Here is a 25322-nt window from a genome sequence, read left to right on the forward strand (position 1 = left end):
CGACATGACCGGCACGCCCCCCGCACCCCCGCGCCGCGCGGTTCTGCTGGGGGCGCTGGCGGCCTTGACCCTGCCCAGCAGCGCCGGAGCGTCACCCGCCTCAGCGCATCCAACCTTGAACGCGCTGGCCGCACGGGCCGCAACCCAACCGCTGACCCGCATCGCCTTCGGCTCCTGCGCCGACCAGACCCAACCGCAACCGATCTGGGAGTCCGTGCTGGCCGACCCGCCGGAGCTGTTCCTGTTCGGCGGTGACAACGTTTACGGTGATTCGCCCGGCCCCGACCTGACCGAACTGCGCGCCGCCTACGCCCAGGCCAACGCGGTCGAGGGGTTGGCCCGTCTGCGCGCCGCCGTGCCGGTGATGGCGGTGTGGGACGACCACGACATGGGCCGCAACGACGGCGGGGCCAGCTACCCCCACCGCCGCGCCGCGCAACGGCTGTTCGCCGAGCATTGGGCCTTGCCGCCCGACGACCCGCGTTGGGCGCGCGAGGGGGTTTACACCGCCCGCGTCTTCGGCCCGCCCGGTCGGCGGGTTCAGGTGGTGATGCTCGACACCCGCTCCTTCCGCTCGCCGTTGCGCAAGACCGATTCGCGCGGCGCGCCGGGGCGGGAGCGTTACCTTCCCGACGACGACCCGGCCAAGACCATGCTGGGTCCGGCGCAATGGGCGTGGCTGGAGGAGCAGTTCCGCCAGCCCGCCGAATTGCGCCTGCTGCTGTCCTCCATCCAAATCCTGGCCGAGGGGCATGGGTGGGAGCGCTGGGGCAACCTGCCGCGCGAGCGCCAGCGCCTGTTGGACCTGATCGGGCGGACGAACGGCGTGGTGCTGCTGTCCGGCGACCGCCATTTCGGTGCGCTCTACCGCGAAACCGACGGCCACCCCTACCCGCTGACCGAACTGACCTCCAGCGGCATCAACCGGGTGACGTCGGCCAAACGGGGCGAGGCCGGGCCGAATCGCTTGGGCGACCGCTGGATCGGGGCGAATGTCGGGCGCATCACCATTGACTGGGCGGCGGAATCGGTGGCGTTGGCGGTGGCCGATGTCCAGGGTGTGGAACGACGCACCACCCGCCTGTCGCTTTCCGATTTGCGAGCCGGATAATCCAAAGGCCCATCGGCGGGCGCAGACCCATCCATGACCTTTGACGGATGACCTCGCGGTATCATGCGGCTTTCAACCGTTGCCGTTCTCCGTTACTCTTTGATGGAAAATGCGCAAACCTGCTAAACTTTATTTCAAATTTTAAGTTAAGGTCCCGATGACACTCGCGCAGGACATGGCGATTCGGAAAACCCCGGCTGGCACCGCCGGGGAACGCCGCCCCCAGTCCAGCCGCGACCGCGACCGTTTCGTCGGTTTCGCCTTCGCCGCCGCCGATCTGCTGATCGAAACCGACAGCATGGGAACCATCCTGTTTTCCGCCGGTGCCCGCTGCCGCCTGACCAAGGGCGACGTCGGCGGGCTGGTCGGCACCAACATCCTCGACGTGGTGGCCCCCAGCGACCGCAAATACGTCCATGTGCTGTTCGACCGCATCCAGGAAAAGGCGCGGATCAAACCGGCCCGCGTGATCTTCCAGGCCATCGACGGCCAGAAATTCCCGGCCCTGCTGGGCGGTTGCCGCCTGGATTCCTGCCCCGGCTCCCTCTTCCTCACCGTGCTGCTGACCACCGGGCCGAGCAGCAGCGTCAGCGGGGTGGCACCGGTGGGCGAACTGATGGACGCCCACCATTTCAGCAACATCCTGGAAGAGCGCATCGTCAACGCACGGGAAAAGGGGTTGGACCACGGCCTGACCCTGCTGCTGGTCGAAGGCTTGCAGTCGATGGTGGAGGCGCTGCCCGAAGGCGCGGCGGAGGAGATCAAGGAGGGGATCGACGCCTATCTGCGCGGCATCTCCGCCGACGGCGACAGCGCCGGACAGTTGAGCGGCGACCGTTACGGCATCGTCCACGCCGCCGACATCGACGGGCGCGAGGTGCAGGGCCACATCGCCCAGATCATCCAGGCGGCGGGCGGGGCCTTGCCCGGCGGCATCCGCTCCTGGACCGTGGACATGACCGACGACACGCTGGGGGCCGCCGACGCCGCCCGCGCCCTGGTCTACACCGTCCAGGCCTTTGCCTCGGCCCAGGGCGGGGATTTCACCATCTCCAGCCTGGAGGATGGGGCCAACCGCATGATGTCCGACGCGGTGGAACGGATCGCGCGTTTGCGCGCCACCATCGAGAAAAAGGACTTCTTCGTCGTCTATCAGCCGATCATCGACCTGGAAACCCAGGCGGTCCACCATCTGGAGGCGTTGACGCGGGTGGAGGGGATGAGTTCCCCCGCCGATTTCATCACCTTCGCCGAGGATGTCGGGCTGATCTATGACTTCGACCTGTTGCTGACGCAGACCGTTTTGGACACGCTGAAGGTGTACCGCAAGGAACCGAAGCTGCCGGACGTCGCCATCAACCTGTCGGCCAAGACCCTGATGAGTCCGATCTTCCTCAAGCAGTTCCAGACGGTGGTCGAACCCTATGGCGACCTCTACAAAAAGCTGCTGATCGAGGTGACGGAAACCGTTGTGGTCGCCGACATCGCCAAGCTGAACGAGGTGCTGCAAAAGCTGCGCAGCGTCGGCTACCGCATCTGCCTGGACGATGTCGGGGCGGGATCGACCTCATTCCAGTCGCTCTACGGCATCCAGGCCGATTACGCCAAGATCGATGGGAAATTCGTGCGCGGCGCGGTGCAGAACCCGCGCGACATGGCGATGCTGCGTTCGATGACCGACGTGTGCCGCCAGCTTGGCTTGACCCTGATCGGGGAACAGGTGGAGGAGGCCGTTCACGCCCAATTGCTGGTCGATCTGGACGTGCCGCTGGCGCAGGGCTTCCTGTTCAGCCGCCCATCGCGCGATTTTGCCTATTTCGCCAAGGATTGGTCTAAGGTGCGCAGCGGCGGCAAAGTGGTCTGGAAAAGCTGACGCTTCAGGCCAGGACGCGGACCGAATCCAGCCGTTCACGCGCGCGATTCAGGATCGCCTGCTTTTCCGCAAAGGAATCGCGGCTGGTGCGTCCGTCGTAAAGCCGCAGCGCCGTCAGCAGGTCGGCGGCTTCATCCAAAATGGTTATGGCTTCCCAGGCCGATTGCGCGTGTGTGTTCATCATCTCATCCCCCATCGCCACAGGTTGCACCCGTGCGGGCCACCCTCTGACCGACCGAATAACCCTATATTCCATAGGTCATAGGGTATACTCCGTCCGTTCGGGAATCGAGGGGATTTGAGCGATTATTGTTGTTTTTTTAAGGAATTTTGTTCCAAGCGGTCGGTCTGAATCCGAATGAGTTTCTCGGTGTCGGAGAACACCTGACGCCGCGCCAGCACAACAATGATGCCCGTGGTCGCCAGCATGAACGACACCGGCCCCACCACCCAGGCCAGCACCGCCAGGGCGAAGTAATAAGCCCGCATCCCGCCGTTCAGCGCGGTGACGGCCAGCGTCAGCGCGTCGCCCAGCGTCGCCGCCATCTCCCGCACCACATCGTCGGGCAAGGGGGCCATCGGGGCGGAGCCGATCAGGGCGCAGCAGTAATTGTATTGCCGCAGCGCCCAGGTGAACTTGAAAAAGCCAAAGGTGAAGATTCCCACCAGAACCAACAGCTTGTATTCGAAAATCTGACGCGAGGTCTTGACGGTGAAGGACAGGCCCAGCACCAGATCATGCGCGTGCTCGATCGCGCCGAACGACCCGACCAGCCCCGCCAACACCAGCATGTTGGTGGAGGCGAAAAAGGTGCAGCTGTGCATCGTGTGGCCGAACAGCTGCGAATCCATGATGCGGTTGTCGCGCTGAAGCATCTGCGCCATCCAGTGGCGGCGCACGATCTTCAGATGCTGGTTCACCCCCTGGCGTTCGCGCGCGATGTGGTCCTGGATGATGGTGAATCCCACCCACGAGGCGACAAACCAGCCAAAAGCGGCGAGGTCGAGCGGCGGCAGATCAAACAGCACGGGGCAGCACTCTTCAGAACGGAGAAACTTCAGAACGGGGAAACCAACACCAACACGGGCTGGACGCGCCACGCCCGTCTACCGGTCAATCCTGTCCCTGTCCAGCCGTTCCCCCACCCGCCAGCAGCGCGTTCAGCACATGCACGCGGATGGCGCTCGACAGGTTGCCGCTGCGGTTGCGGTCGATGTCCTCGATCAGCGCGTTGACCGACAGACCCCGGCCTTGCGCGATGGACTTCAGGGCGTCCCAGAACTCTTCTTCCAGTGACACGCTGGTGGGATGACCAGCGATCATCACCGAACGCTTTTTCATCGTGCCGCGCTTCTGTGGAATGGAACCGACGGTCAGCCTAGCGCAAGCGGCTTCAACGGTCCAACCCTCACGAATGTTCTTATTTTGTTCTTGATCAAACGCGCAACCCCTCATACCCTATTCCCATGCCCCTTTGACGTTTCCCCCGTTTGATCCAGGGAGAGTCGCATGAGCGGAACGGCGTTGGACGAGGATCGCGCGTTGATCGCCCGCAACCGGGTGGCGGAGTTGAAGCGCTGCGGCTGGCGTGTGGTCGGCCCGGCGGAGGAAGGGGCGGTGTGGATGGAAGGCCCACCGTTGGGCGACCGCTTTCGCCGCCGCGCCGCCGGGTGGTCCGCTTCGTTCGGCCGGGATAACGACGGTGATGGCGACACCGGCGGCCAGCCGGTCGGTGCCCTGTTCAACGCGCTGGTGACGCGTGCGCTCGCCCGCGCTGACGCCGCCGATCTGGCGGCCCAACGCGCCGCGCGCCGCGCGGCCTGAGGCGACCGACGCTTACGCCGCGCCATCCGCCGCCCGGTCATCCGCCGCCAGATCGGCCAGCGCGGGGCCGGTCAACCGGTAGGGCAGCCAGTCCGCCATCTGGCGGAAGCCGAGGCGGTCGTAAAAACCGCGCGCCGGGTTCCAATCCAGCACGTTCAGATCGACCCGGCGATAGCCGCGCTCCACCGCCCGGCGGGCGATGGCCGCCAGCAGCCTGCGGCCCACGCCATACTGGCGGGCGTCGGGGGTGACGTAGAGATCCTCGACGAACAGACCGGGCCGCCCCTCCCACGTCGAATAGGTGCGGGAGGTCAGGGCGAAGCCGACCGCCACGCCGTCCACCTCCGCGATCAGCGCCTCGAACATCGGCGTGTCGCCCCAGCCGTCGCGGCGCAAATCCTCCTCGCTCGATTTGACCGAATGGGGTTCGCGCTCGAACTCGGCCAATTCGCGGACAAACCGCATGATGGTGGCGCTGTCGGCCTCACGGGCGGGGCGGATGGTGACGGTCGGCATCAAGGCGCGCCTTCTGACGGACGGGAGAGGGCCGCGACGATAGCCCGACCGCCTCCCCCCGATCAACGCCAACCCAAGCCGAACGCCGCCCGCTCAGTCGTCGCCGCCGCCGGTCAAGTCCAGCAGGCTCCGCAACTCCTGCACCCGGCGTTCGGCGCTGTGTTCGGACAGAACGCGTTGGCGCGCGCGCCGCCCCAGCTCGGCCAGATGGGCGCGCGGCAGCATCAGACCGGTGGTCACGTCGTCGGTGTCGTTCGCCACCAGGATTTCCCGCCCCGGCTCGAAAAAGGCGTCCAGCCCCTCCCACCGGTCGGCGACGATGGGCACACCACAAGCCGCCGCCTCGAACAACCGATCCGATGGGAACCAGCCGATCGCGCGCTCATCGTCGCGCGCCAGCGCCAGCGTCAGGGTGGCCGAGGCCAGCATCGCCCCACGTTCGGTGTGGTCCAGGGCGGGCAGCGTCCGCAGGTTGGGCGGCACGTCCAGCGTGTCGGGCGGATCACCGCCCGACAGCAGAAAGCGCCGACGCGGCAAACGCCGGGCCACGCTCAGGAAAAAGCGCTCCATCCCGGCCTGCGCTGCGCCCAACGGCGGGGCGACGCAGGCCAGATCGGCGAGGTAGGCGGTTCTGGCGTCGGCGGGATGGTGAAGGTCCGGCACGATCCAGGGGTAGAGCGGGGCCACCGCCGCCGCCCTGGCCCGTTGGCGGTAGAGATCAAGCGCCGGACCGCCGCCGGAGGCCAGCACCAGATCAAAGCCCGCCAGATCGACGCCGCCTTGGCCATCACCGGGCAGATGGCCGGGCGCGTCCCCCCGCACCAGCGCCGTAAGCGACTCCGCCGCGTCCGGATCATACAGCGCCCGGCGTTCCGCCCGCGACTCGCGGGCCAGCACCGCCGCCGCGACGCCATCCGGTCCTTGCGCCAGCGCCAGCACCAACCCGGCCTCGTCGGCGTGGCGGGCGGCGGTGGCGGCCACCTCACCCCATTGCTCATAGCGCAACCACTCGACACCGGGGGGCGGGACCGGAGGGGCGACCAGCGCCGCGCCGCGCTCCACCGCCACCACACGATGACCGCGCCGGGCCAGCGCCTGGATCAACGCCCGCCAACGCAGGGCGCTGTCATTGTGCCCCGCGCCGTCCCGCGCGCCCTCCAAACCGAGAATCACGATCTTCATGGTGGCGTCACCCTTCTGATCCCACGGCCCCTGTCGGCGGGGCCTGCGCCCCCGCTCATCATGCTCTGATATGGCCCGGTCGACCAGACCAGCAAGCGGGGCAGACCCCAACCGCGCGACCGATGGCGCAAATCGATTCCGCTTTGGCGCGATCCGCACTAGGGTCAACCCACCATGTCCCCAGCGATCACGATGACTCCCATGCCCACCCTGCCCCGCGCCCGCCTTCGCCCGTTCGCCCGCCTGCTGTTTGGCACCGTGATGCTGGCCGGGTGCCAGACCACCGGCAGCGTCGGCGCGCCAACCGCCATCGCGCCCGCCACGCCGACCGCCGCCGCCCTTCAGCAACAGCCGAGCTTCGCCGACTGGGTGAAGGCGCTGCGGGCCGAGGCGGTGAGCCAGGGCATCCGGGGGCAGACCGTGGACCGCGCCTTTCAGTCCGTGAAGCTGTCCGACCGGGTGCGGGAGCTGGATTCGAGCCAGCCGGAATTCGCCCGGCAGGTCTGGCAGTATCTCGACAGCGCGGTGAACGACAAGCGGGTGCAGACCGGGCGGCAGAAGATGCGCGATCACGCCGCCCTGCTGGCGCGGGTCAGCCAGCGGTCGGGCGTTCCGGCGGAGATCCTGGTCGCCTTCTGGGGCATCGAAACCGATTTCGGTGCATCCACCGGCGGTTTCCCGGTGATCGACGCGCTGGCGACGCTGGCCTACCAGGGCCGCCGCGCCGCCTATTTCCGCACGGAGCTGCTGGCCGCGCTGCGCATCCTCGATTCCGGCGACATCGGCTTTGACCGCATGTCCGGCTCGTGGGCCGGGGCGATGGGGCAGACTCAGTTCATGCCCACCATCTTCCTGAAACACGCGGTGGACGAGGACGGCGATGGCCGCCGCGACATCTGGGGCAGCATGCCCGATGTGCTGGCCTCCACCGCGACGTTCGTTCAGGCCAACGGCTGGCGCACCGGCGAAGCCTGGGGCCAGGAGGTCCGGTTGCCCGCCGACTTCCCCTATGATCAGGCCGAACTGACCGTGACCAAGCCGCTGTCGGAGTGGGCGCGGTTGGGGGTGGTTGCGGTCGATGGCGGTGCGCTGACCGGCGACGCCCCGGCGGCGGTTCTGGTGCTGGCGGGCCACCAGGGGCCGGCCTTCCTGGTGCGGGAGAATTTCCGCGCCATCATGCGCTACAACCCCTCCACCAGCTACGCGCTGGCGGTGGCGCTGCTGGCCGACCGCATGGCCGGGCTCGCGGGGGTGGTCGGAAGCTGGCCGCGCCAGGAACCGGCTCTGAGCCGCGACGAACGGCTGGAGCTGCAACAGCGTCTCGCCGCGCTGGGGCTGGAGCCGGGGGCGGCCGATGGCATCGTCGGGGCCAACACCCGCAACGCGGTGCGCCGGTTCCAGACCTCCATCGGAGCCATCCCCGACGGCTTCGCCACCAAGGCGCTGCTGGAACGCCTGCGCCAGACGTCATAACCCCATGAAACCGTTACGCATCCGGAACATCATGTTCCGGGTACTGTTCCGGGTACTGTTCCGGGTACTGTTCCGGGTGCGTAACCAGTCTTGAAACATCAGTTTTGTTCTGATTCGGGAACGGATGGCAACGCCACGGCGAAGCTGCTGAGATCCTCCTTGTTCCGCTCCTGCGACGGCAAACGACCGTCCACCAGATACAGGATGTTCTCCGCCACGTTGGTGGCGTGGTCGCCGATCCGCTCAATCGATTTGGCGGCGAACAGAAGATGGGTGCAGGCGGTGATCTGCGACGGCGTTTCCATCATGTAAGTGAGGAACTCACGGAACAGACTGGTGTAGGCGGCATCGACCTCACCATCTCGGTCACGGATGGCGGCGGCGAGCGTCGCATCCTGATCGGCGTAGGCGCGGCGCATGTCGGCGACCATGGCCACCACCGACCGCCCCATCCAAGCCAGCGACCCCAACGGCGGCAGGCTGGGCAAACCGGCCAGCGTCACCGCCCGTTTGGCGACCGATCCGGCAAAATCCCCCATTCGTTCCAAATTCGAAACAATCTTCAGCGCCGCCACGATGTCGCGCAGATCCTTCGCCATCGGCTGACGCAGCGCCAGCAGGCGGATGGTCATCGCCTCCACCTCCGTTTCCAACTGGTCGATGGCGGCGTCGCCCGCGATCACTTGGGTGGCCTTTTCGGCGTCGGCGGTGGCCAGGGAGTCGAGCGCCCCCACCAATTGCTGTTCCACCAACGCACCCATCCGGTCGACCGCCGCATGAAGGGCCGCCAATTCCGCATCGAACGCCGCCACCGTGTGCCCACCGGCCATGGTCATGTCCCTTTCCCGTCAGACGCGCGGGCGGCGCGTGCAACAATCGCGCGCCCGCTCTGGATCTTAACGTTTGGCATAGATTATTTTAGGAGATTGGTCTATCGCCTGCGCAACGCGTCACCCCACCGGCGACGCAAAGTTGTGCAACGACGCCAATGGTCGCACCCTGACGACGCCTAAGGGACGACGCCTAAGGGACGACGCCTAAGGATGGATTGTTCACCATGACGCCGCACGAGTTGGTCGCCGTTCTGGAAAAGCACGAGCGTTGGTTGAAGAAACGCACGGGCGGCGCGCGTGCCAACCTGACCATGGTGAATCTGGAAGGCTCCAATCTGTCGGGTGTGGACCTGATGCAGGGGAAGCTGTCGGGGGCCAACCTGTCCCATTGCGATCTCACCAACGCCAACCTCAGCAACGCCGATCTGTTCGCCGCCCACCTGACCAAGGCCGATCTGTCGGGCTGCAACCTGTACCGCGCCGATCTGCGCGGCGCGCACATGCGCGGGGTGAAGCTCAAGCGCGCCAACCTCAAGGAAGCGGATTTGCGCGGCGGGGCGCTGCTCTATGGTGGCGGCGGTGGCAAGGGTGGCAAGGGCGTCGATTTCATCCGGTCCGACCTGACCGGCAGCGATTTCGACGACGCGTCGCTGAACAACGCCAACATGTCCGGGGCCGACCTGACCGACGCCACGATGAACGGGGCCGATTGCGAAGGGGCGCTGTTGACCGGGGCGACGCTGATGCGCGCGGTGATGAAAAGCTGCAACCTCGCCAACGCCGATCTGCGCGGCAGCAACCTGTCGGGCGTCAACCTGCAAGGGGCGGTGCTCCGCAACGCCAATCTGGCGGGCGCGATGCTGGCCGGGGCCAACCTGCGCAACGCCGATCTGCAGGGGGCGAAGCTGGAGGGGGCCGATCTGGCCGGAGCCGACACCACCGGGGCCAATCTGGCGCGGTCGGCGGAAAATTTCTCGGTCCAGATCCAACAGGCGCTGCACAGTCATTACACATGGATCAACACCGGCGGCAGCATGGGTGCCCGCGCCGACCTCAGCGGGGCGGACATGGCCCACATCGACCTGTCGGGCGTCAACCTGTCCGGGGCCAGCCTGAAGAACGCCAATCTGGCCGGGGCCAAGATGCGCGAATGCCTGCTGATCATGTGCGACATCTCCGGGGCCATCCTGACCGGAACGGACTTCACCGGGGCCATTCTGGACGGGGCCAACCTGCGCGGTGCCAATTTGCAGGAAGCCCGCCTGGACAGCGCCGGGATCGGTTGGGTCGATGTGAAGGGCAGCGATGGCAAGCCGACCGGCCGCCTGTGGGCCGCCAATCTGACCGGCAGCAACCTGACCGGCGCATCCTGCGTCCGCACCAATCTGCGCGGGGCCAATCTGTCGGAATGCGATTTCACCAACGCCGATCTGACCGGGGCCATCCTGACCGACGCCAACATCCGCGACACCCGCTTCACCGGAGCCAATCTGGCCGGGGCCAGCCTGCCGCCACCGCCCGACGATGACTGACGCGCCCCCTCAGCCGGATTCGAACAGTCTGCACGCCCTTCCCGGCCTTGGTCCGAAAACGATCGGCTGGCTGGCTGAAATCGGCGTCACCAACGCCGACGCGCTGCGCGCCCTGGGAGCGGTCGAGGCCTATCGCCGCCTGCGCATGACCTCCCCGCAACGGGTCAGCCGGAACGCCCTGTGGGCGTTGCACGCCGCGCTGTTGGGGATTCCCTGGACCAGCCTGGATGCGGCAACCAAAGCGTCACTGTTGGCTGAACTTGATCCGGTTCCGCAACAAACCCTGCGGAATCAGAGATAAGCATCCTCGTCCACGCGCTCATCCTCGGCACGCCCCTGAAGAACGACGCTGTTGAGGTTGGCGCTGATCTGACGCAACACCGACATCGCCGCCGCGACATCGGCCGGCGGAATCCCGGCAACCGCCAGTTCAGCGATGGCTTCGGCGTTCGGCAGCATGCTGTCGCGCAGGGCGCGCCCCTTGTCGGTCAAATGGATGTTCATTTTCCGGCGGTCTTGCGCGTTGCGAACCCGCTGGACCAACCCCTGCCCTTCCATGATGTTGACCGCCGTGACCGTGGTCGGCTCCATCATGCCCACGCGATGGCTCAACTCCCGCTGGGTCAACCCGTCCTCCTCCCACAGGGCGCGGAGAAAGAACCACTGCCCCATGCTCACGCCCGAACGGGCAATGCGGTTTTGCAGCGCGCGGGCGAAGGCACGATTCACATCGCGGACCAGGAACGACAAGGCGTTGCCAGCGACCGACTCCTCGTCGACGACCGCATGGCCCGTGTCCGGTTCCCACTCTTTGAAACACACCGACATACCAACCCACTTCCCTGGAGAAAACCACAAACGGCCCGGCGGCCGATGCGCATCCGGCGGCGCCATCAGCGCGCGAGCGTGCGCCCAAGATTTTCCCAATCATAACGTGTCGCGGGCAAAGATCAAATCAAATGCGCAAAACTCACATCAGAGCATGCAATGATATGTCAGTCTCCATTCAATGATAGACTGAGAATTCAGACAAAAGAGACAAAGACATCCGACCGATCCTTTCCTTTAGTGCGATCACCCTAGGCAGAAAGCGATAGTCTCTCATATCCCGATATGATGTTTTGGTGCGCAACAGCGGCACACCCTCCTTTTTACTTTCAGAACGCAGCGGGATGGAATGAACCAGATGTGGAGAATTCGCTAAAACGCACGGATCATGTCGCGAAATGTGCTCACCCGTGCCAAACTGACCAGCCTGCGGACAACCGCCCGATTCCCAGAGACCCGCCATGCCCAGCACCGACCGCCGCATCACCGTCGCCGCCATCCAGATGGCCTGCGGTTGGGATCGGGGCGCGAATCTGGATCGGCTGGAGGCGCTGATTCGCCGCGCCGCCGCCGGTGGTGCCCACATCGTCCTGCCGCAGGAGTTGTTTGAAACCCCTTACTTCTGCAAGGACCAAAAACAGGCGCTGTTTGATCTGGCGGCCTCCGCCACCGATCACCCGGCCATTGTGCGGATGAGCGCTCTGGCGCGCGAATTGGCGGTGGTGATCCCGGTCAGCTTCTTCGAGCGGGCCAACAGCGTCTTCTACAACTCGGTGGCCATGATCGACGCCGACGGGTCGGTGCTGGGCATCTATCGCAAGTCACACATTCCCGATGGCCCCGGCTATCAGGAGAAATTCTATTTTTCTCCCGGCGACACCGGCATAGGCGTCTTCAAAACCCGATACGCCACCGTCGGCTGCGCCATCTGCTGGGACCAGTGGTTTCCCGAAACCGCACGCATCATGGCGTTGAAGGGGGCGGAGATCCTGCTCTACCCCACCGCCATCGGGTCCGAGCCGCAGGATGCGTCCATCGACAGCCAAGGCCATTGGACACGGGTGATGCAGGGGCACGCCGGGGCCAATCTGATGCCGCTGGTTGCCTCCAACCGCATCGGTCGGGAGGAGGCCGAAAGTTGTGGCATCACCTTTTACGGCTCGTCCTTCATCGCGGGACCGCAGGGCGAGATTGTCGCCCAAGCCGACCGCAGCACGGAAACCGTGCTGACCGCAAGCTTCGACCTGGACCGGATCGCCGCGCAACGGGCGTCCTGGGGGGTGTTCCGCGACCGCCGCCCCGAACTTTATGGGGCGCTGCTGACGCTGGACGGTGAGACGGTGCGGCGTTTCTGACGGAACCTCGGCTCAGACGACAAAGCTTGCGCCACGGGAGGCCCCGAAGGCCGACCCGACCAACCCCTGCGCGTTGCCATAGGCGGCGGCCCCACGCGCCGACAGGGCGGACAACGCTCCGTCGCGGTTGCTGGGGTCGGATGATCGGTTTGCGGTTGACGTCCGCGTCGACGCGCCGGTTTGGTTGGCGGATTCCACCGTCGATCCGTTTCCGTCACCCGCCCCGTCCCCCGACGTTCCCCCCTGCTGGCGCAACTCCGCTTGCGCCTTGGCCGACAGGGCGTCAGCCTGGGCGGCGACCCGCTGATCCTGCGGCGACGGCTCGCTGGGGGCCAACGCCGCCGCCTTGACCTGCTCCATCTTGGCGATGGTGGCCGACGGCGTGCTTTCCGCACTGATGTCGATCGGAACTTCACCCGCCGTGGCGTAGCTTTTGCCATCCGGTCCACGGGTGAAGGTGAAGGACGCGGCCCCCGCATGCCCGCCGCCGGCGGCCTGATGGGCGGCCTCGTGCTGGCGGACTTCGGCGTCCACCTGTTTGAGTTTTTGAACCTGCTGTTGGGCTTGAGGCGACAGGGACAGGGTGGTCGCCCCATCGGATGCCCCAGCGCCGGACGTCCCCGCGCCATCTGTCGCCGTGGCGGTCGAGTCAGCCTGCCCCCCCGCGCCGACGCGTTGGTTTCCCGCCGCCAGCGACCGATAGGCCCCAAAGGGCGATCCTATGGACGAGACACCATCAACCACCGCCGCCCCCACACGGCCAACTCCACAGAACCATCAAGTTAAGCCGAATCCGGTGGTCCGGCAACGCCTGCCCCGTTCACGAATGCGCGAGGCACCGGCGCAAGCGCTGGACAGGCGGTCGCTGGAACGGCCGCAGATCGAGAAAGGCTCTTGACTGTTCACGCGAAGAGCCAGACCGGCAACCCATTGCGTTTTCCACAAATACACGCAATAGTGTTCCGTCCTTTTCATTCGGCGTCGTGCCGGGTGTCGAGTGTGGTTTTTGGACATCCGATGTTTGCTGCTGCGCGCAGAATATTCGCCCGATCAGTGTCGACGGCACTGTTTCTGTGGGCGTTTGCCGTGTTGGCTGCGGAGCCTTCACGGACGCCGCCGGTTGCCCTGACACTGGCTGCCGTACCATCGGCTGCTGTGCCATCGGACGCCTCCCCCTTGGAGGCCGCCTTTTCCAGCCGGGCCGGGGAGCCGCTGCGCCAATTCGGCTATGATCTGTTCACGGCATCCGCCGACACGCGCGCACCGGTTGGCGCGGTTCAGGCTGATTACCTGCTGAACAGCGGGGACGAACTGCTGGTCACGCTGCGCGGCCAGACCTCCTTCAGCAAGCGCTTCGTCATCGACCGCAACGGTCTCCTCGTGGTGGATGACCTTCGCCCGGTGGCCGCTGTCGGTCTGACACTGGCCGCGCTGCGCGACGAACTGTCGGCGACCGTCGCCGCCACCTTGCCCAACACGGATGTCTTCGTGTCCCTGGCCGACGTCCGCCGCATCGGCGTTCTGGTGACGGGAGCGGTGGCGCGGCCCGGACGCCACGAGGTCAGCGCTTTTTCCACCGCGTTGGACGCCCTGACGGCGGCGGGCGGGGTGGCGCGCACCGGCTCGCTGCGGCGCATCCGCCTGTTCCGCAACGGTGGTCCGGAGAACGGCCGACCGATCGATCTGTACGGGCTGCATCTGCACGGATGGGCCGATCCCGACGGGGCGGAGCGCCGCCTGCGCGATGGCGACCGGTTGTTCGTGCCGCCGCTCGGCGCGGTGGTCGGGGTTGCCGGACCGGTGCGCCGCCCCGGCGTTTATGAGCTTGCCGATCCCGCCACGCGCGTGTCGGCAGCGGATTTGCGGCACTTGGCGGGCGGGTTGCTGCGCCCCGGCGCGCACCGGGCCACCCGCCTTGGCATTGGTTTGGCCGGGGAGGAGACCGCCGAGGAGATCGGCGACGCCAACGCGCGGCTGTTTGGCGACGGGGATCTGCTGCTGCTTGCCCCGCAGCGCGAGGACCGCCGCAACGAGGTCCGGCTGGAAGGCCATGTTCACCGCCCCGGCCCGCGCGGTCTGGCGCAGACGCGCAGCCTGGCCGCCTTGGTGACGCGGGCCGACCTTCGCCCCGACCCGTATTTGCCCTTTGCCGTGTTGGCGACCGTCGATCCGGCCACCGGCGCACGAACCCTGCACCCGATCCATCTGGCCGCCGCGCTGGCGGGCCGGGACAACCGGCGCCTGAACGATGGTGACACGCTGTATATCATGGGCGCGGACCACGTTGATTTCCTGACCTCGGAGGCCGTTCTCACCCTGCTGCGCGGCGACCGCAACCCGCCGCCCGATGCCTGCCAGGGGCTGGTCGTGCTGGCCCGTGCCTTGACGGCGGCCCCCGACGGCCCGCTCGCCTCCGGGCAGCAGGCGCGGGCCGCCGCCGGTCTGACCGGTTCCCGCAAGCCCTGCCCGCCCCTGTTCGACGCGGTTCCCGATCTGCTGACCTTTGCGCTGCAACGCTCCGTTCTGCTGTTGGGCGGGGTGCCGCGCCCAGGCTTCTTCCCCACAACGGAACGCGCCACCCGCCAGAGCGTCGCGGCCCTGGCCCGCGCGGCGGGTGGCGGCGGACAGACCGTCCGTTGGGAAGCCTCCAGCGTGCCCGGCGACGGCCCCGACAGCCCCGACGGCGTGGGGAGCGGCGGTGCCGTCTTTGATTCGGTTCAACCCTATTACGAGTTGGTGGGGCATGTGCGCCGCCCCGGCAGCCGCCCCTTGCCCGACGGAACCACCTTGCGCGGCGCTCTGGGCAACGGCGACGCCTTCAAGCGCGACGTGTACCCGCTGATGGGGGTGATCGAGCGGTTCGATTGGCGGACCCTGACCCGCAGCCTCATCCCCTTTTCCCCGCAAGCGGTCGCCACCGGACGCGGCAACCGGGTGCTGATGACCGGCGATCGCGTGCATCTCTTTGCGGCGTCCCGCCTGCGCCCGGCTCCAACGTCCGGACCGGAGGCCGCAAGCCTGCCCGCCAAACCGCCCCGCGCCGCCACGAAGCCCGGCACCGACGCAGACACAGGCGACGACGCCCCCGATCCCGCCATCGCGGACCTGATCGCCGAACGGACGGTACAACTGCGCGGGGCCGTGCGCCAACCCGGCGGCTATCCGGTGGCCGACGCCACGCCCCTGTCCGCGCTGCTGGCGGTGGCGGGTGGCCTGAGCGGCGACGCCGACCCGCAAGCGGTGGAATGGACCAGCGCCAGCGGTGCCCGCACCGCCCTGGATCTGGGGCGCACCGCCGACGCCGCGCGCGCCATCGGCCCCGGCGACGCCGTGCGCGTCAACCCGCGCGCCCAAGCGCTGGAGGCCCGCGCCGTCGTCATCCAGGGGGCGGTGCAGCGACCGGGCAGCTACGACATCGGGCGGGGCGAAACCCTGTCCTCGCTGATCGCACGGGCGGGCGGGTTGACCGACGACGCCTATCCGGCGGGCGCGGTCTTCACCCGCGAAAGCGAACGGCGGCGGGAGAAGGAGCAGTTTCTCCAGCAAGCGCGGGAGTTGGAACGCGGCCTGACCCTGGAGATCGAAAAGGGCGAACCGGTGAAGGCGGAAAACGTCGCGCTGGCCCGCCAACTCGCCAGCCAACTGCGCGGGGCCGAACCGATCGGCCGGATCGTGGTCGAGGCAGACCCCGCCACCCTGCGCCGCCGCCCCGAACTCGATCCGCTGCTGGAGCCCGATGACCGCATCACCATCCCCAAGCGCCCGCTGACGGTGGCGGTGGCCGGAGAGGTTTTGCACCCCACCGCCGCCCAATTCGTCAGCGGCAAAAGCGCCGACCACTACATCGGCGAAGCGGGCGGAACGACCCGCAACGCCGACACCGACCGCAGCTTCCTCATTCTGCCCGATGGTCGGGCGCAACCGCTGGTCACCTCCCCCTGGACCCACCGGATCACCGCCATCCCGCCGGGGGCGACGCTGGTGGTTCCGCGCGATCCCAAACCGTTCGACGGGCTGGAATTCACCAAATCCATCGGCAGCATCCTCGGCCAATTGGCGATCACCGCCGCCTCCGTGTCGGTGATCGCGCGATGACGGCCGCCCCCGCCGTTCCCCCGATCGCAGGTCCGCCGGTGCGTCTGGCGATCCTGACCGTGACGCGGGACAATCTGCCCGGCCTCCTGGACACCCACGCCAGCCTCAAGCGGCAGAGTGTGCGGGATTTCCACTGGCTGGTCGCCGATGGCGGATCGACGGACGGAACCGTGGCGTGGTTGACCGACCACACCGGTGCGCTGGCCTGGTGGCGGTCCGCCCCGGATGGCGGCCCTTATGGCGGGATGAACGACGCCCTGGACGCCGCGCGCGCCCTGAATTGCACGCACGCGCTGTTTCTCAACGCCGGAGACAGTCTGGCCGAGGCGGATACGCTTCTTCGCCTTCGCCGCGCCATGCAACACGCACCGGATGCGGTTCTTCTCTATGGAGACGCGCTTGAACGCACAGACGACGACCGCCTTCTTCTGAAAGTGGCGCGCTCTCACCGCTTGGCCACTCTTGGAATGTTCACCCATCATCAGGCGATGATCTATCGGATCGCCGGGATCGAGGGGCTTCGATTCGATCCCTCTTTCGAAATCGCCGCCGACTACGGGTTCACCCTAACAACCCTAAGGCGCGGTGCCGCAACGCGTCTGCCCTTTCCGGTCTGTGTTTTTGCGCGCGGTGGATTGTCTCAACAGAAAATCGAACAGGGCCGCCGGGAGCAATCCCAGATCCGACGCCTGTTTTTTGGGCATGGATTGGCGCTTGAAACGCTCGTGTCAAGCGCGCAATGGGCCGCATCCGCCTTGCGAATCCGTGCACCGGCGGTTTATGAGTTTTTTCGTTTTCGAAGAAAGAAATTTTATTTCCATCTTCGCGCCAAAACACCCCCTGAAACACCATCGGAGTGATGCGCACAAATGGTTGCATAGGATTTACTTTCTGAACTAAGCATTCCTGCGGTGCCTTCCCTGTAGCTTCTCTCCTGAGGTACGACTTATGAGCGCGACCAAAGCCAAACTCGCCCCCGCCCACACCCTGTCGCGCCGAGGCGAAGGTCCGAACCCCATCGACATCCATGTTGGCGCACGCCTGCGCCTGCGCCGCACGCTGCTGGGCTTGAGCCAGGAGAAGTTGGGCGAGGCCGTGGGCATCACGTTCCAGCAATTGCAGAAGTACGAGCGCGGGTCGAACCGCATCAGCGCCAGCCGCCTCTACAACCTGTCCCAGGTGCTGGGCGTGCCGGTCAGCTACTTCTTCGACGACATGCCGCCCTCCCCCGAAAGCGATCTGGCCGAAGCCACGCCGTCCCTGCCGTCGGAAACCGACGAGTTTGAATCGATGGCCCGCCGCGAAACGCTGGAGTTGGTCCGCGCCTATTACCGCATCGACGACCCCGGCGTGCGCAAGCGCACCTTCGATCTGTTGAAGGCGTTGGGCGGCGACAAGCTCACGCTGTCGGACGAGTGAAGCGAGCGCGCTTTCACCCCGATCTGCCAATAGTAAAACGCCCTGAACAGCGCGTGGTCCAGACCCGCGCGGCCATCCAACACGCCCAAACGCCAGAGATAGGCGTGCAGGAAGGCCAGCCATGGGCGCAAGGGCGCGCGCTGGAACAGCCGCTTCAGCCAGCGCCGTCCGCTCCGCTCGCCGTCGATGAGGCGGTCCATCCGCCCATCGGCCCGCAACGCCGCTTCCCAGTCTGAATAGCGGTTGTGCCGGTCGAACCACGCCGACAGCGGTTTCCCGTCGGCATGGTCCATCGGATGACGCAGCCGCCCCAACGATCCGGCGACGCTGGGCTGGTAATGCCCCTCCACCTCCCACATCGTCGCCACGTCCAGATCCGCCACCACCGGAAACACGGCGCGGCGGCGGTCGAGCAGCGCCAGCTTGCGGTTCCAGCAGCCAAAGCGCAGCGGGCGACCGTGCAGCACCGGGCGACCATCGATCCAATAGGCGGCGTGCCGTGGCCCTTGGGCGAACAGCCGGGCGAGTTCGTCGAGCAAACCGGGGGTGGGGCGCTCGTCGGCGTCGACGAACAGGACCCAATCCTGCGACAGCGGCAGATGGTCCAGGCACCATTGCTTTTTCTTGGGATAGCGGCCGTTCCAGACAAACGGGACCACCCGCGCGCCCAGCGCCCGCGCCAGCGCCGGGGTCCCGTCGGTGCTGGCGCTGTCCACCACGAAACACTCGGAAAAGCGGTCCGCCACCGACAGGCAGCGCGGCAGATTGATCGCCTCGTTGCGAGTCATCACCACCATCGACACCGGAATCCGTCCCGCGCACCCATCATCCCGGCCAGCAGACCGGCCAGCAGCACGATCACCATCCGATCCAACGCCAGCCGTCACGCCGCCGCCTCCCGCCACGCGCTGCGCGCCGACAGCGCGACGCATCCGGCCAGCAGCCCGGCCAGACCGGCCAGCGGGACCAGCGCCGCCGGGTTCGGCCAGTCGGGCAAGGCGGGCGCGGTCGGGGCCTGGATGACGTCGGCGGCAAAGGGCAAATCGACCTCGATCATCATCGCCACCCGCTCCTGATCGGACAAAAGATCGCTCAGCGCGCGGCGGTGCTCCATCACCGTGACGCTGGCCAGACGCGCCTTGATGTGGGCGATCTGGGCCACGCTGCGCCGCGACGCCTCGGCCCGCAGATGCGCGTCGGTCGCCGCCGCCACCCGGCCCAGCAGCGCCAGCGCCGTCGCCCGGTCGCGGTGGCGCAGGCTGATCCGCCGCATCGGTCCGGTGCGCACCATGTCGATCACCAGCCGCTCGCGCAGGGTCCGCCCCACCCGTTCGGTGTCCGGCTCCACCCAATCCTGCCGCCCGACCAGCGCCAGAAGCCCGCGTTTCACCGCCGGGACCAAGCCCGGCGGCGGTCGCCAGCCCGGTGCCTCTCCCGGCGTTTCCGCCCCCCATCGCTCGGGGTAGAGAGTGCGCAGAAAGGCCGGATCGGCCGCCAGCCGTTCCGCCACCGCGCCGCTGCCGAACAGCTCCAGATAGCGCGCGAAGTCGGACAGCGATTCGTCACCCGCCCCCGGTTCCGCCGCCGCCAGCGGCGTTTCCCGCCCCACGATCACCGGGACCCGCGCGCCCATCGCCGCCGACCCGAACCGCGCTGTCGGCCCGACGATCATCACCGCCGTGTGCTCCGCCGGAACCAGCCACAGCGCCGCCACCGCCAGCGCCACCGCACCCAGCGCCGCGCCCGCAATCACCCGCTAGCCCGTCCGCAGCGTGTCCACCAGATCGCGCAAGCCCGACCGCGCGTCGCGCGCCGACGCGCCCGGCGGATGGCGGATCCCCCCCCCATCAGGCATCGGGCACCCTCCCCGAACCCCTCCCCACCGAAACCCGCCAGCCCACCAGGCCGGACCTCACACCCGTGGGCCGCCCACGCGTTTGCCGCGCCAACAGCTCCCGCGCCAGCCTGTCAAAACGCGCCGCCGCGTCGTCCGCCCGCCAGGTGGCCGCCGCCCGTTGCGCCGCCATCCCCTCCCGCGCGCAGCGGGCCGGGTCGGCGGCGTAGGCCGTGATGGCGTCGGCCAGCGCCGCGCCGTCCTGCGGATCGAGAACCGCGCCGCAGCGCGCCGCCGCCACCGCCCGCCCAGCCTCGCTGTCGGTCGGGCCGAGAAACAGGGTTGGCCGCCCCGCCGCCTGCGCGCTGGCCAGCTTGGACGGAACCATCAGCCCGGCCGCCGCCGGGTGCAGCGTCACCAGATGCAAATCGGCGGCGGACAGGCTCCCAGCCAGCCGCTCGTCCGGTTGCCAGGGCCACAGCCCGACGTTGGACAGGCCGCGCGCCCGCACCGCCTCGGCCAGCGCCGCGCATCCCCGCCCTTCGCCGATGATGGCGAAGCGGATCGCCGGATCGCGCGCCCGCAGGCGGTCCGCCGCGTCGAGAATCCCCGCCATCGGATGGGCCAGCCCCAGCGTGCCGGAATAGGCAACGACAAAGCGCCCGTCCCCCACCAGCGCCGCCCGCGCCGGGTTTTCCGCATGGGGAACCGGATGAACGCGGGGATCGGCCCAATTGGGCAGCCGCCCGACGCGGTCGGCGGGCACGCCCATCGCCCGCAGCCGCGCCGCCATGCAATCGCCAACCGCCAGCACCGCGTCGTGCCGCGCCAGCGCGCCCGCCATCGACCGTTCCAGGAACCCCATCAGCGGCGGCGGCAACCGCACCCCCAGCACCGGCAGCAGGGCCGGGAACATATCTTGGCTCCAATGGATCGACACCGCGCCGTGCCGCGCGGCCAGCAACGGCCCGACCCGCCCCAGCAGCGGCGGATCGGTCATCGTCACCACCACATCCGTCCGCCGCGCCCGCAGCGCCGCCCCGGTCAAACGCACCAGCGCGTGCAGGTAGGACCGCGCGTCGGGCCGTTCCGCGCTTGGCACCGCCCGCCCGGTGCGGCGCAACACGACGCCGACGCTTGCGGCCTCTGCCTCCCCACCCGTGCCGTCGGCCACCACCCCCACCCGCCAGCCGCGCACCGCCAGCCGTTCGGCCAGATCGGCCAGACAGCGCCCGGTCGCGCCATGGTCGGGTGGAAACACCCGATTGACGAACAGGATGGATGGGGAAGCTTGCGGCACGACGCACCCTCGCGGGAATTGCACGCGAAAGTATGCACAACCTTCAAGGGTCTGACAACCCCCTCCGTTTCTCGTCGGATAACAGAAGAAGCGTCAACAGCAATCCTGTGTCGAGATACTTGAAACTTGTGTGCGCGCCCAGCGCCATCGCCAGCGGCGGCAGCACCGCCCACCCCAGGGGCGGATCGTCGCGCAACCGCCGCCACAGGACCGGAGCCAGCCCGCCCAGATAGGCCGCCAACGCCAGCACGCCCAGCGCGCCGCCCTTCAGCAGCGCGTAGGTGGCCAGCGTGTGCGTGTAGGACACCCGCCAGCCGCCGACCGCCGGGTTTTCCATCCGCGCGCCCCACCCATCGCCGAACAGCAGCGACCAGGGCGACTCGGCGATGTGGCTGACCACCGCCGCCGCCTCGTCCCAGCGGGCGTTGACGCCGGTCAGGCGGGTCTTTTCCGCCGCCTGCCCCCAGGCCCCGACCAGCGCCTCCCCCGCCACGCCAACGGCCAGCAGCGCCACCCCCACCAGCAGCGGCCACAGCCAGGGCGACCGCCACCCCCACCACAGCGCCACCGCCACGCCCGACAGCGCCGCCAACCCCAACGCGCTGCGGTGCACCGCCCCGGCCAAGGCGGCCAGACAGAGCGCCCCGCCCAGCGCGCAGAGCGGGGCCGCCAGCCAGCGCCACAGCCCGCCGCGCGCCAGCGCCGCCAACGCCAGGGTCGGCAGGGCGACCGCCGCGAACAGCACCGACGGCGCGTTGAGGTAATAGACGCCGCCGTCGCTCATCGCCCGCAGCCCGACCGCGCCAAAGCCCCAATGCGCGTCCTTCCACCAACGCAGGGTGAACAGCAGCCCGGCCAGGATCAGCCCCGCCCCCAGCCCCCGCACCGCCCACGGCCCGCAGCCGCGCAGCGCCGGAACCAGCGCGACCGGCGCGAACAGGAACAGCAGCGGGATCACGTCGCGCGCCACATCGGCCCCGTCCCAGCCCAGCCCCACCCCGCGCAGCAGCGGGACCCACAGCAGCCACGCCAGCGCGGGAAGGGCCAGCGCCTCCCACAGCGGCAGGTCGGGGCGGCGCAGGGCGTGGCCGGTGACGGCGAACAGCGGCGCCCGCCACCCGGCGGCCAGCAGCAGCAACACGCCGATGGCGGCCTCCGCCGCGCGGATGGCGGGCGGGGCGGGCACGCTGTAGGCCCCATAGAGCGCCAACGCCACGCACAGCGCCGCCCCGCCACCCCACCGCCCGATCCAGCCCCGCTCCGCCCCCATCATCATCATCGCCATCCGCCGCCGCCCACAACCGTCACACAGCCGTCGCTTGTCGCCCCGATGCCAAACCGGCACACTGGCCCGATCATTCACCGCAAGGATACACCACCGTGAGCTTTCCCCCTTCGCAGCACCGTGTCGAGGAGGTGCCGTTGCTCACCGACCGGCTCGGCACGCGCCGGTCGCTGACGGTTCACCGCTTCGGCACGCCCGGCGCGCGCCCGAAGGTTTACATCCAGGCCGCCTTGCACGCCGATGAAACCCCCGGCCTGCTGGTCGCCCACCATCTGATTCGCCGTTTGCGCAGCGCCACCGTGTCCGGCGAAATCATCGTCGTGCCGATGGCCAACCCCACCGGCATCGCCCAGATCGTCGAGGGCGTGCATGTCGGGCGTTACGCGCTCGACGGGTCGGGCAACTTCAACCGCCACTTCCCCGACCTGATCGCCGGAGCCGCCGAGCGGCTGGTCGGCCGGATCGGTCCTGATCCGCAGGCCAACATCCAGGCCGTCCGCGCCGCCCTGCGCGCCACCTTCGAGGCGCTGCCCGCCCCCGACAGCGAGGTCGCCGCCCTGCGCCACACCCTGATGGGCATGGCGTTTGACGCCGACATAGTGCTGGACCTTCATTGCGACCAGGAATCGGTTCCCCACCTCTACGCCGGGGATCCGTTGTGGCCGGAGCTGGCCGATCTGGCCGCCCTGCTGGGGGTGAAGGCGGTCCTGCTGTCGCCCGACGCCGGGGGCAAGCCGTTTGACGAGGCCTGCTCGGTCCCCTGGTGGACGCTGGCCGCGCGCTTTGCCGCCGACGGCCCGATCCCGGCGGCCTGCGTGTCGACCACCATCGAGCTGCGCGGCAAGGCCGACGTGGACGACGCCCAGGCCGACGCCGACGCCCAGGCCATCCTTGGCGCGTTGATCCGCCGGGGCATCGTCGCTGGAACCCCGCCCGATCTGCCGCCGCCCCAGTGCGAGGCCACACCCCTGACCGGGCTGGCCCGCGTCGTCTCCCCGGTGTCGGGCGTCATCGCCTTTCACCGCGCCGTCGGCGACCGGGTGGAGGCGGGCGACCTGATCGCCGACATCGTCGATCCGACCGCCGCCGACCCCGATCAGGCCCGCACGCCGCTGCGCACGCCGGGCGGCGGCATCATCATGGCCCGCAACAACCTGCGTTTCGTCAGCCGGGGCGAGTTGGTCGCCTCCATCGCCGGGCCGGAGCCGCTCAACTCAGGCCACAGCCTGCTGTTCGATTGATGGATGCGCCGGTGTGGGTGGAGGGCGGTCAGGCCAGCCGGACCGCCGCCCGCTCCAACCGGTAAAACAGCCCATCCTGCGGGCGCAGGCGCAGGGAGCCGGTCAACAGGACCGGTTCCGCCGTTTCCGGCAGCGGGGCGAGGCTGTGCACCTGGATCATGCTGGCCGGGCTGGGGCGTTGGCAGGCCGGGCAGCTCACCGGGTTGGCCGACAGGATGAAACGCTTGTGCGCCGTGCCATCCTCCAGCGGCAGCATGAAGCCGCGCACCGCCACGCTCTGGCCGTTCAAGGCGCTGACCCGGTCGGGAAATTGCGGGCTGCCGGTCGGCCCGCCCAAGCGGACCTGGGCCAGATCGCGCCACAGCGCGGTCGAGTCGTCCAGCGGCAGATGAAAGGGGCCGCTGGCGTGGCTGGGGGCCTCCACCGTGCCGGACGCCCACACCGCCCAGGCGGCGACGGGAAGCAGGGCCAGGGGTGCGAGGATGTGGCGGCGTGTCGTCATGGCGGCGCGTCTCCCCAGTTGCAACGGTTGCGGCGAAGTCTCTTGCACTCCTCCTGTGCGGTCAACGCACAAATTTGCGCCAAGCTGCCTGCGCGCGACGCGCTCGCTTCGCAAAAACGCAATATGTTTGACGCGCGGCAAGTCCACAGACCATAGTTCCGCCCGATGCTGCGCTGCACCGGAAACGGGCGCGCGGACGCCTTCCGGTCACGAGACGAGCCATGGAATCCTTTCGCTTCCAGCCGGGTGAAACCCCGGTGTTGCTGAGCATTCCGCATGTCGGGACGATGATCCCCCCGGACATTGCGGCGACCATGACCGACGCGGGGCTGGCCCAACCCGACGCCGACCGGCATCTGGACCGCCTGTATCACTTCGCCCCGGCGCTGGGCATCGGCTTCATGACGCCGCTCTGTTCGCGCTACGTCGTCGATGTGAACCGCGACCCCACCGGGCAGCCGCTCTATCCCGGGGCCAGCAACACCGAAATCTGTCCGCTGACCACCTTCGACAACGCCCCGATCCACAAGCCCGGCCAGGAGCCGGACGCCGCCGAGATCGAACGGCGCATCGGCGCTTACTGGCGGCCCTACCACGAACAGCTCCGCCGCGAATTGCTGGCCCTGAAGGAGCGCTACGGCGTGGCCATCCTGTTCGACGCCCATTCGGTGCGCCGTCAGGTTCCCCGCTTTTTCGAAGGGACCCTGCCCGATTTCAGCTTGGGAACCGCCGACGGCCAGACCGCCGCCCCGGCGCTGGTCGGACGCCTGATGAACGTGCTGACCGCGTCGGAGCGCTACTCCGCCACGCTGAACGGCCGGTTCAAGGGCGGCTACATCACCCGGACCTATGGCAACCCGGCCGACAACATCCACGCCATCCAGTTGGAATTGACCCAGGCCACCTACATGGACGAAGAGCCGCCTTACGGCTTCCGTCCCGACCTGACCGCGCAGGTCCGCCCGTCGCTGGAACGGCTGATGAGCGTGATCGTCGAATGGGCGTGGGAAAAGGCCTCGGGCCGTCGGCGCTCGGGCTATCTGTAAAAGCCCGCCCGGCCCGCCAAAAACACCGCCCAAACGAAAGGGGCACCGGCGATCTCCCGCCGGTGCCCCTTT

25 protein-coding genes are annotated in these 25322 nt (G+C 68.2%); 12 read left to right on the forward strand and 13 right to left on the reverse strand.

What is annotated here, in order from left to right:
• Positions 1-4 precede the first annotated feature (4 nt).
• Entirely contained in the window at positions 5-1111 is a 1107-nt protein-coding gene (locus tag EJ903_RS20165) for an alkaline phosphatase D family protein (RefSeq protein ID WP_158627959.1), read from the forward strand.
• A 157-nt stretch (positions 1112-1268) separates the two neighbouring features.
• The gene (locus EJ903_RS20170; protein WP_246015784.1) at positions 1269-2984 is read left to right on the forward strand and encodes an EAL domain-containing protein; all 1716 of its coding nucleotides are present in this window, start codon (positions 1269-1271) and stop codon (positions 2982-2984) included.
• A gap of 4 nt (positions 2985-2988) precedes the next feature.
• On the opposite strand, the gene EJ903_RS20175 is transcribed toward EJ903_RS20170, so the two are convergent.
• The 3 genes from EJ903_RS20175 to EJ903_RS20185 form a co-directional block, all read right to left on the reverse strand.
• Positions 2989-3168 (reverse strand): hypothetical protein, encoded by a 180-nt coding sequence (locus tag EJ903_RS20175; protein ID WP_126618812.1) that lies wholly within the window; start codon positions 3166-3168, stop codon positions 2989-2991.
• Between the two features lie 122 nt (positions 3169-3290).
• The gene (locus tag EJ903_RS20180; protein ID WP_126618814.1) at positions 3291-4013 is read right to left on the reverse strand and encodes a DUF599 domain-containing protein; all 723 of its coding nucleotides are present in this window, start codon (positions 4011-4013) and stop codon (positions 3291-3293) included.
• A gap of 85 nt (positions 4014-4098) precedes the next feature.
• Positions 4099-4326 carry a ribbon-helix-helix domain-containing protein gene (locus tag EJ903_RS20185; RefSeq protein ID WP_126618816.1) on the reverse strand — a complete coding sequence of 76 codons (228 nt, stop codon included), beginning with the start codon at positions 4324-4326 and terminating at the stop codon, positions 4099-4101.
• Positions 4327-4494: 168 nt separating this feature from the next.
• On the opposite strand from EJ903_RS20185, the gene EJ903_RS20190 reads away from it, so the two are divergent.
• Positions 4495-4809, forward strand: coding sequence for a hypothetical protein (locus EJ903_RS20190; protein WP_126618817.1), 315 nt, complete (start codon positions 4495-4497; stop codon positions 4807-4809).
• Between the two features lie 12 nt (positions 4810-4821).
• Here the strand turns inward: EJ903_RS20190 and EJ903_RS20195 are convergent, their stop codons facing one another.
• Complete coding sequence (locus EJ903_RS20195) at positions 4822-5325, reverse strand: GNAT family N-acetyltransferase (protein ID WP_126618819.1); 504 nt, start codon at positions 5323-5325, stop codon at positions 4822-4824.
• 93 nt (positions 5326-5418) lie between these two features.
• The gene (locus tag EJ903_RS20200) at positions 5419-6507 is read right to left on the reverse strand and encodes a glycosyltransferase family protein (protein ID WP_126618820.1); all 1089 of its coding nucleotides are present in this window, start codon (positions 6505-6507) and stop codon (positions 5419-5421) included.
• A gap of 201 nt (positions 6508-6708) precedes the next feature.
• Between EJ903_RS20200 and EJ903_RS20205 the strand changes: the two genes are divergently transcribed.
• A complete protein-coding gene (locus EJ903_RS20205; RefSeq protein ID WP_126618822.1) occupies positions 6709-7980 on the forward strand; it encodes a lytic murein transglycosylase in 1272 nt (423 codons plus the stop codon).
• A gap of 98 nt (positions 7981-8078) precedes the next feature.
• Here the strand turns inward: EJ903_RS20205 and phoU are convergent, their stop codons facing one another.
• Positions 8079-8816 carry a phosphate signaling complex protein PhoU gene (gene phoU, locus EJ903_RS20210; protein WP_342772185.1) on the reverse strand — a complete coding sequence of 246 codons (738 nt, stop codon included), beginning with the start codon at positions 8814-8816 and terminating at the stop codon, positions 8079-8081.
• 221 nt (positions 8817-9037) lie between these two features.
• Here phoU and EJ903_RS20215 point away from each other — a divergent pair, with 221 nt between their 5' ends.
• Together EJ903_RS20215 and EJ903_RS20220 are read left to right on the forward strand one after the other, a co-directional pair.
• Positions 9038-10345: a pentapeptide repeat-containing protein gene (locus EJ903_RS20215; protein WP_126618824.1), complete on the forward strand. Its 1308-nt coding sequence runs from the start codon at positions 9038-9040 to the stop codon at positions 10343-10345.
• Positions 10338-10646: a TfoX/Sxy family DNA transformation protein gene (locus EJ903_RS20220; RefSeq protein WP_126618826.1), complete on the forward strand. Its 309-nt coding sequence runs from the start codon at positions 10338-10340 to the stop codon at positions 10644-10646. Before EJ903_RS20215 ends, EJ903_RS20220 begins: the two co-directional genes overlap by 8 nt.
• On the opposite strand, the gene EJ903_RS20225 is transcribed toward EJ903_RS20220, so the two are convergent.
• Positions 10637-11173, reverse strand: a complete 537-nt coding sequence (locus EJ903_RS20225) for a MarR family winged helix-turn-helix transcriptional regulator (RefSeq protein ID WP_126618828.1) — start codon at positions 11171-11173, stop codon at positions 10637-10639. The two genes, EJ903_RS20220 and EJ903_RS20225, sit on opposite strands and share 10 nt — an antisense overlap.
• A 461-nt stretch (positions 11174-11634) precedes the next feature.
• On the opposite strand from EJ903_RS20225, the gene aguB reads away from it, so the two are divergent.
• A complete protein-coding gene (gene aguB / locus EJ903_RS20230; protein ID WP_126618830.1) occupies positions 11635-12528 on the forward strand; it encodes an N-carbamoylputrescine amidase in 894 nt (297 codons plus the stop codon).
• Positions 12529-12540: 12 nt separating this feature from the next.
• Here aguB and EJ903_RS20235 read toward each other — a convergent pair whose 3' ends face one another.
• Complete coding sequence (locus EJ903_RS20235; protein WP_246015786.1) at positions 12541-13272, reverse strand: putative metalloprotease CJM1_0395 family protein; 732 nt, start codon at positions 13270-13272, stop codon at positions 12541-12543.
• A 432-nt stretch (positions 13273-13704) separates the two neighbouring features.
• Here EJ903_RS20235 and EJ903_RS20240 point away from each other — a divergent pair, with 432 nt between their 5' ends.
• From EJ903_RS20240 to EJ903_RS20250, 3 genes are all read left to right on the forward strand, one after another.
• On the forward strand, positions 13705-16623 hold the full coding sequence (locus EJ903_RS20240; protein WP_246015788.1) for an SLBB domain-containing protein: 2919 nt from the start codon (positions 13705-13707) through the stop codon (positions 16621-16623).
• Positions 16620-17483 (forward strand): glycosyltransferase, encoded by an 864-nt coding sequence (locus EJ903_RS20245; protein WP_126618834.1) that lies wholly within the window; start codon positions 16620-16622, stop codon positions 17481-17483. The genes EJ903_RS20240 and EJ903_RS20245 overlap by 4 nt, the downstream gene beginning before the upstream one ends.
• 88 nt (positions 17484-17571) lie before the next feature.
• On the forward strand, positions 17572-18042 hold the full coding sequence (locus EJ903_RS20250) for a helix-turn-helix domain-containing protein (RefSeq protein WP_126618836.1): 471 nt from the start codon (positions 17572-17574) through the stop codon (positions 18040-18042).
• Here EJ903_RS20250 and EJ903_RS20255 read toward each other — a convergent pair.
• From EJ903_RS20255 to EJ903_RS20270, 4 genes are all read right to left on the reverse strand, one after another.
• Entirely contained in the window at positions 17952-18839 is an 888-nt protein-coding gene (locus EJ903_RS20255; RefSeq protein WP_126618838.1) for a glycosyltransferase family 2 protein, read from the reverse strand. The two genes, EJ903_RS20250 and EJ903_RS20255, sit on opposite strands and share 91 nt — an antisense overlap.
• Before the next feature lie 86 nt (positions 18840-18925).
• Positions 18926-19795 carry a hypothetical protein gene (locus EJ903_RS20260; RefSeq protein WP_246015790.1) on the reverse strand — a complete coding sequence of 290 codons (870 nt, stop codon included), beginning with the start codon at positions 19793-19795 and terminating at the stop codon, positions 18926-18928.
• A gap of 94 nt (positions 19796-19889) precedes the next feature.
• Complete coding sequence (locus EJ903_RS20265) at positions 19890-21176, reverse strand: glycosyltransferase family 4 protein (protein WP_126618839.1); 1287 nt, start codon at positions 21174-21176, stop codon at positions 19890-19892.
• A gap of 43 nt (positions 21177-21219) precedes the next feature.
• On the reverse strand, positions 21220-22461 hold the full coding sequence (locus tag EJ903_RS20270; protein WP_246015792.1) for a hypothetical protein: 1242 nt from the start codon (positions 22459-22461) through the stop codon (positions 21220-21222).
• A gap of 95 nt (positions 22462-22556) precedes the next feature.
• Here EJ903_RS20270 and EJ903_RS20275 point away from each other — a divergent pair, with 95 nt between their 5' ends.
• Entirely contained in the window at positions 22557-23702 is a 1146-nt protein-coding gene (locus EJ903_RS20275; protein WP_126618841.1) for a succinylglutamate desuccinylase/aspartoacylase family protein, read from the forward strand.
• 28 nt (positions 23703-23730) lie between these two features.
• Here EJ903_RS20275 and EJ903_RS20280 read toward each other — a convergent pair whose 3' ends face one another.
• On the reverse strand, positions 23731-24204 hold the full coding sequence (locus tag EJ903_RS20280) for a hypothetical protein (RefSeq protein ID WP_126618843.1): 474 nt from the start codon (positions 24202-24204) through the stop codon (positions 23731-23733).
• Between the two features lie 221 nt (positions 24205-24425).
• Between EJ903_RS20280 and hutG the strand changes: the two genes are divergently transcribed.
• A complete protein-coding gene (gene hutG / locus EJ903_RS20285) occupies positions 24426-25250 on the forward strand; it encodes an N-formylglutamate deformylase (RefSeq protein WP_126618844.1) in 825 nt (274 codons plus the stop codon).
• Positions 25251-25322: the final 72 nt, after the last annotated feature.

Origin of the sequence: Azospirillum griseum (genome assembly GCF_003966125.1) — a bacterium.
GTDB classification, from domain to species: domain Bacteria; phylum Pseudomonadota; class Alphaproteobacteria; order Azospirillales; family Azospirillaceae; genus Azospirillum; species Azospirillum griseum.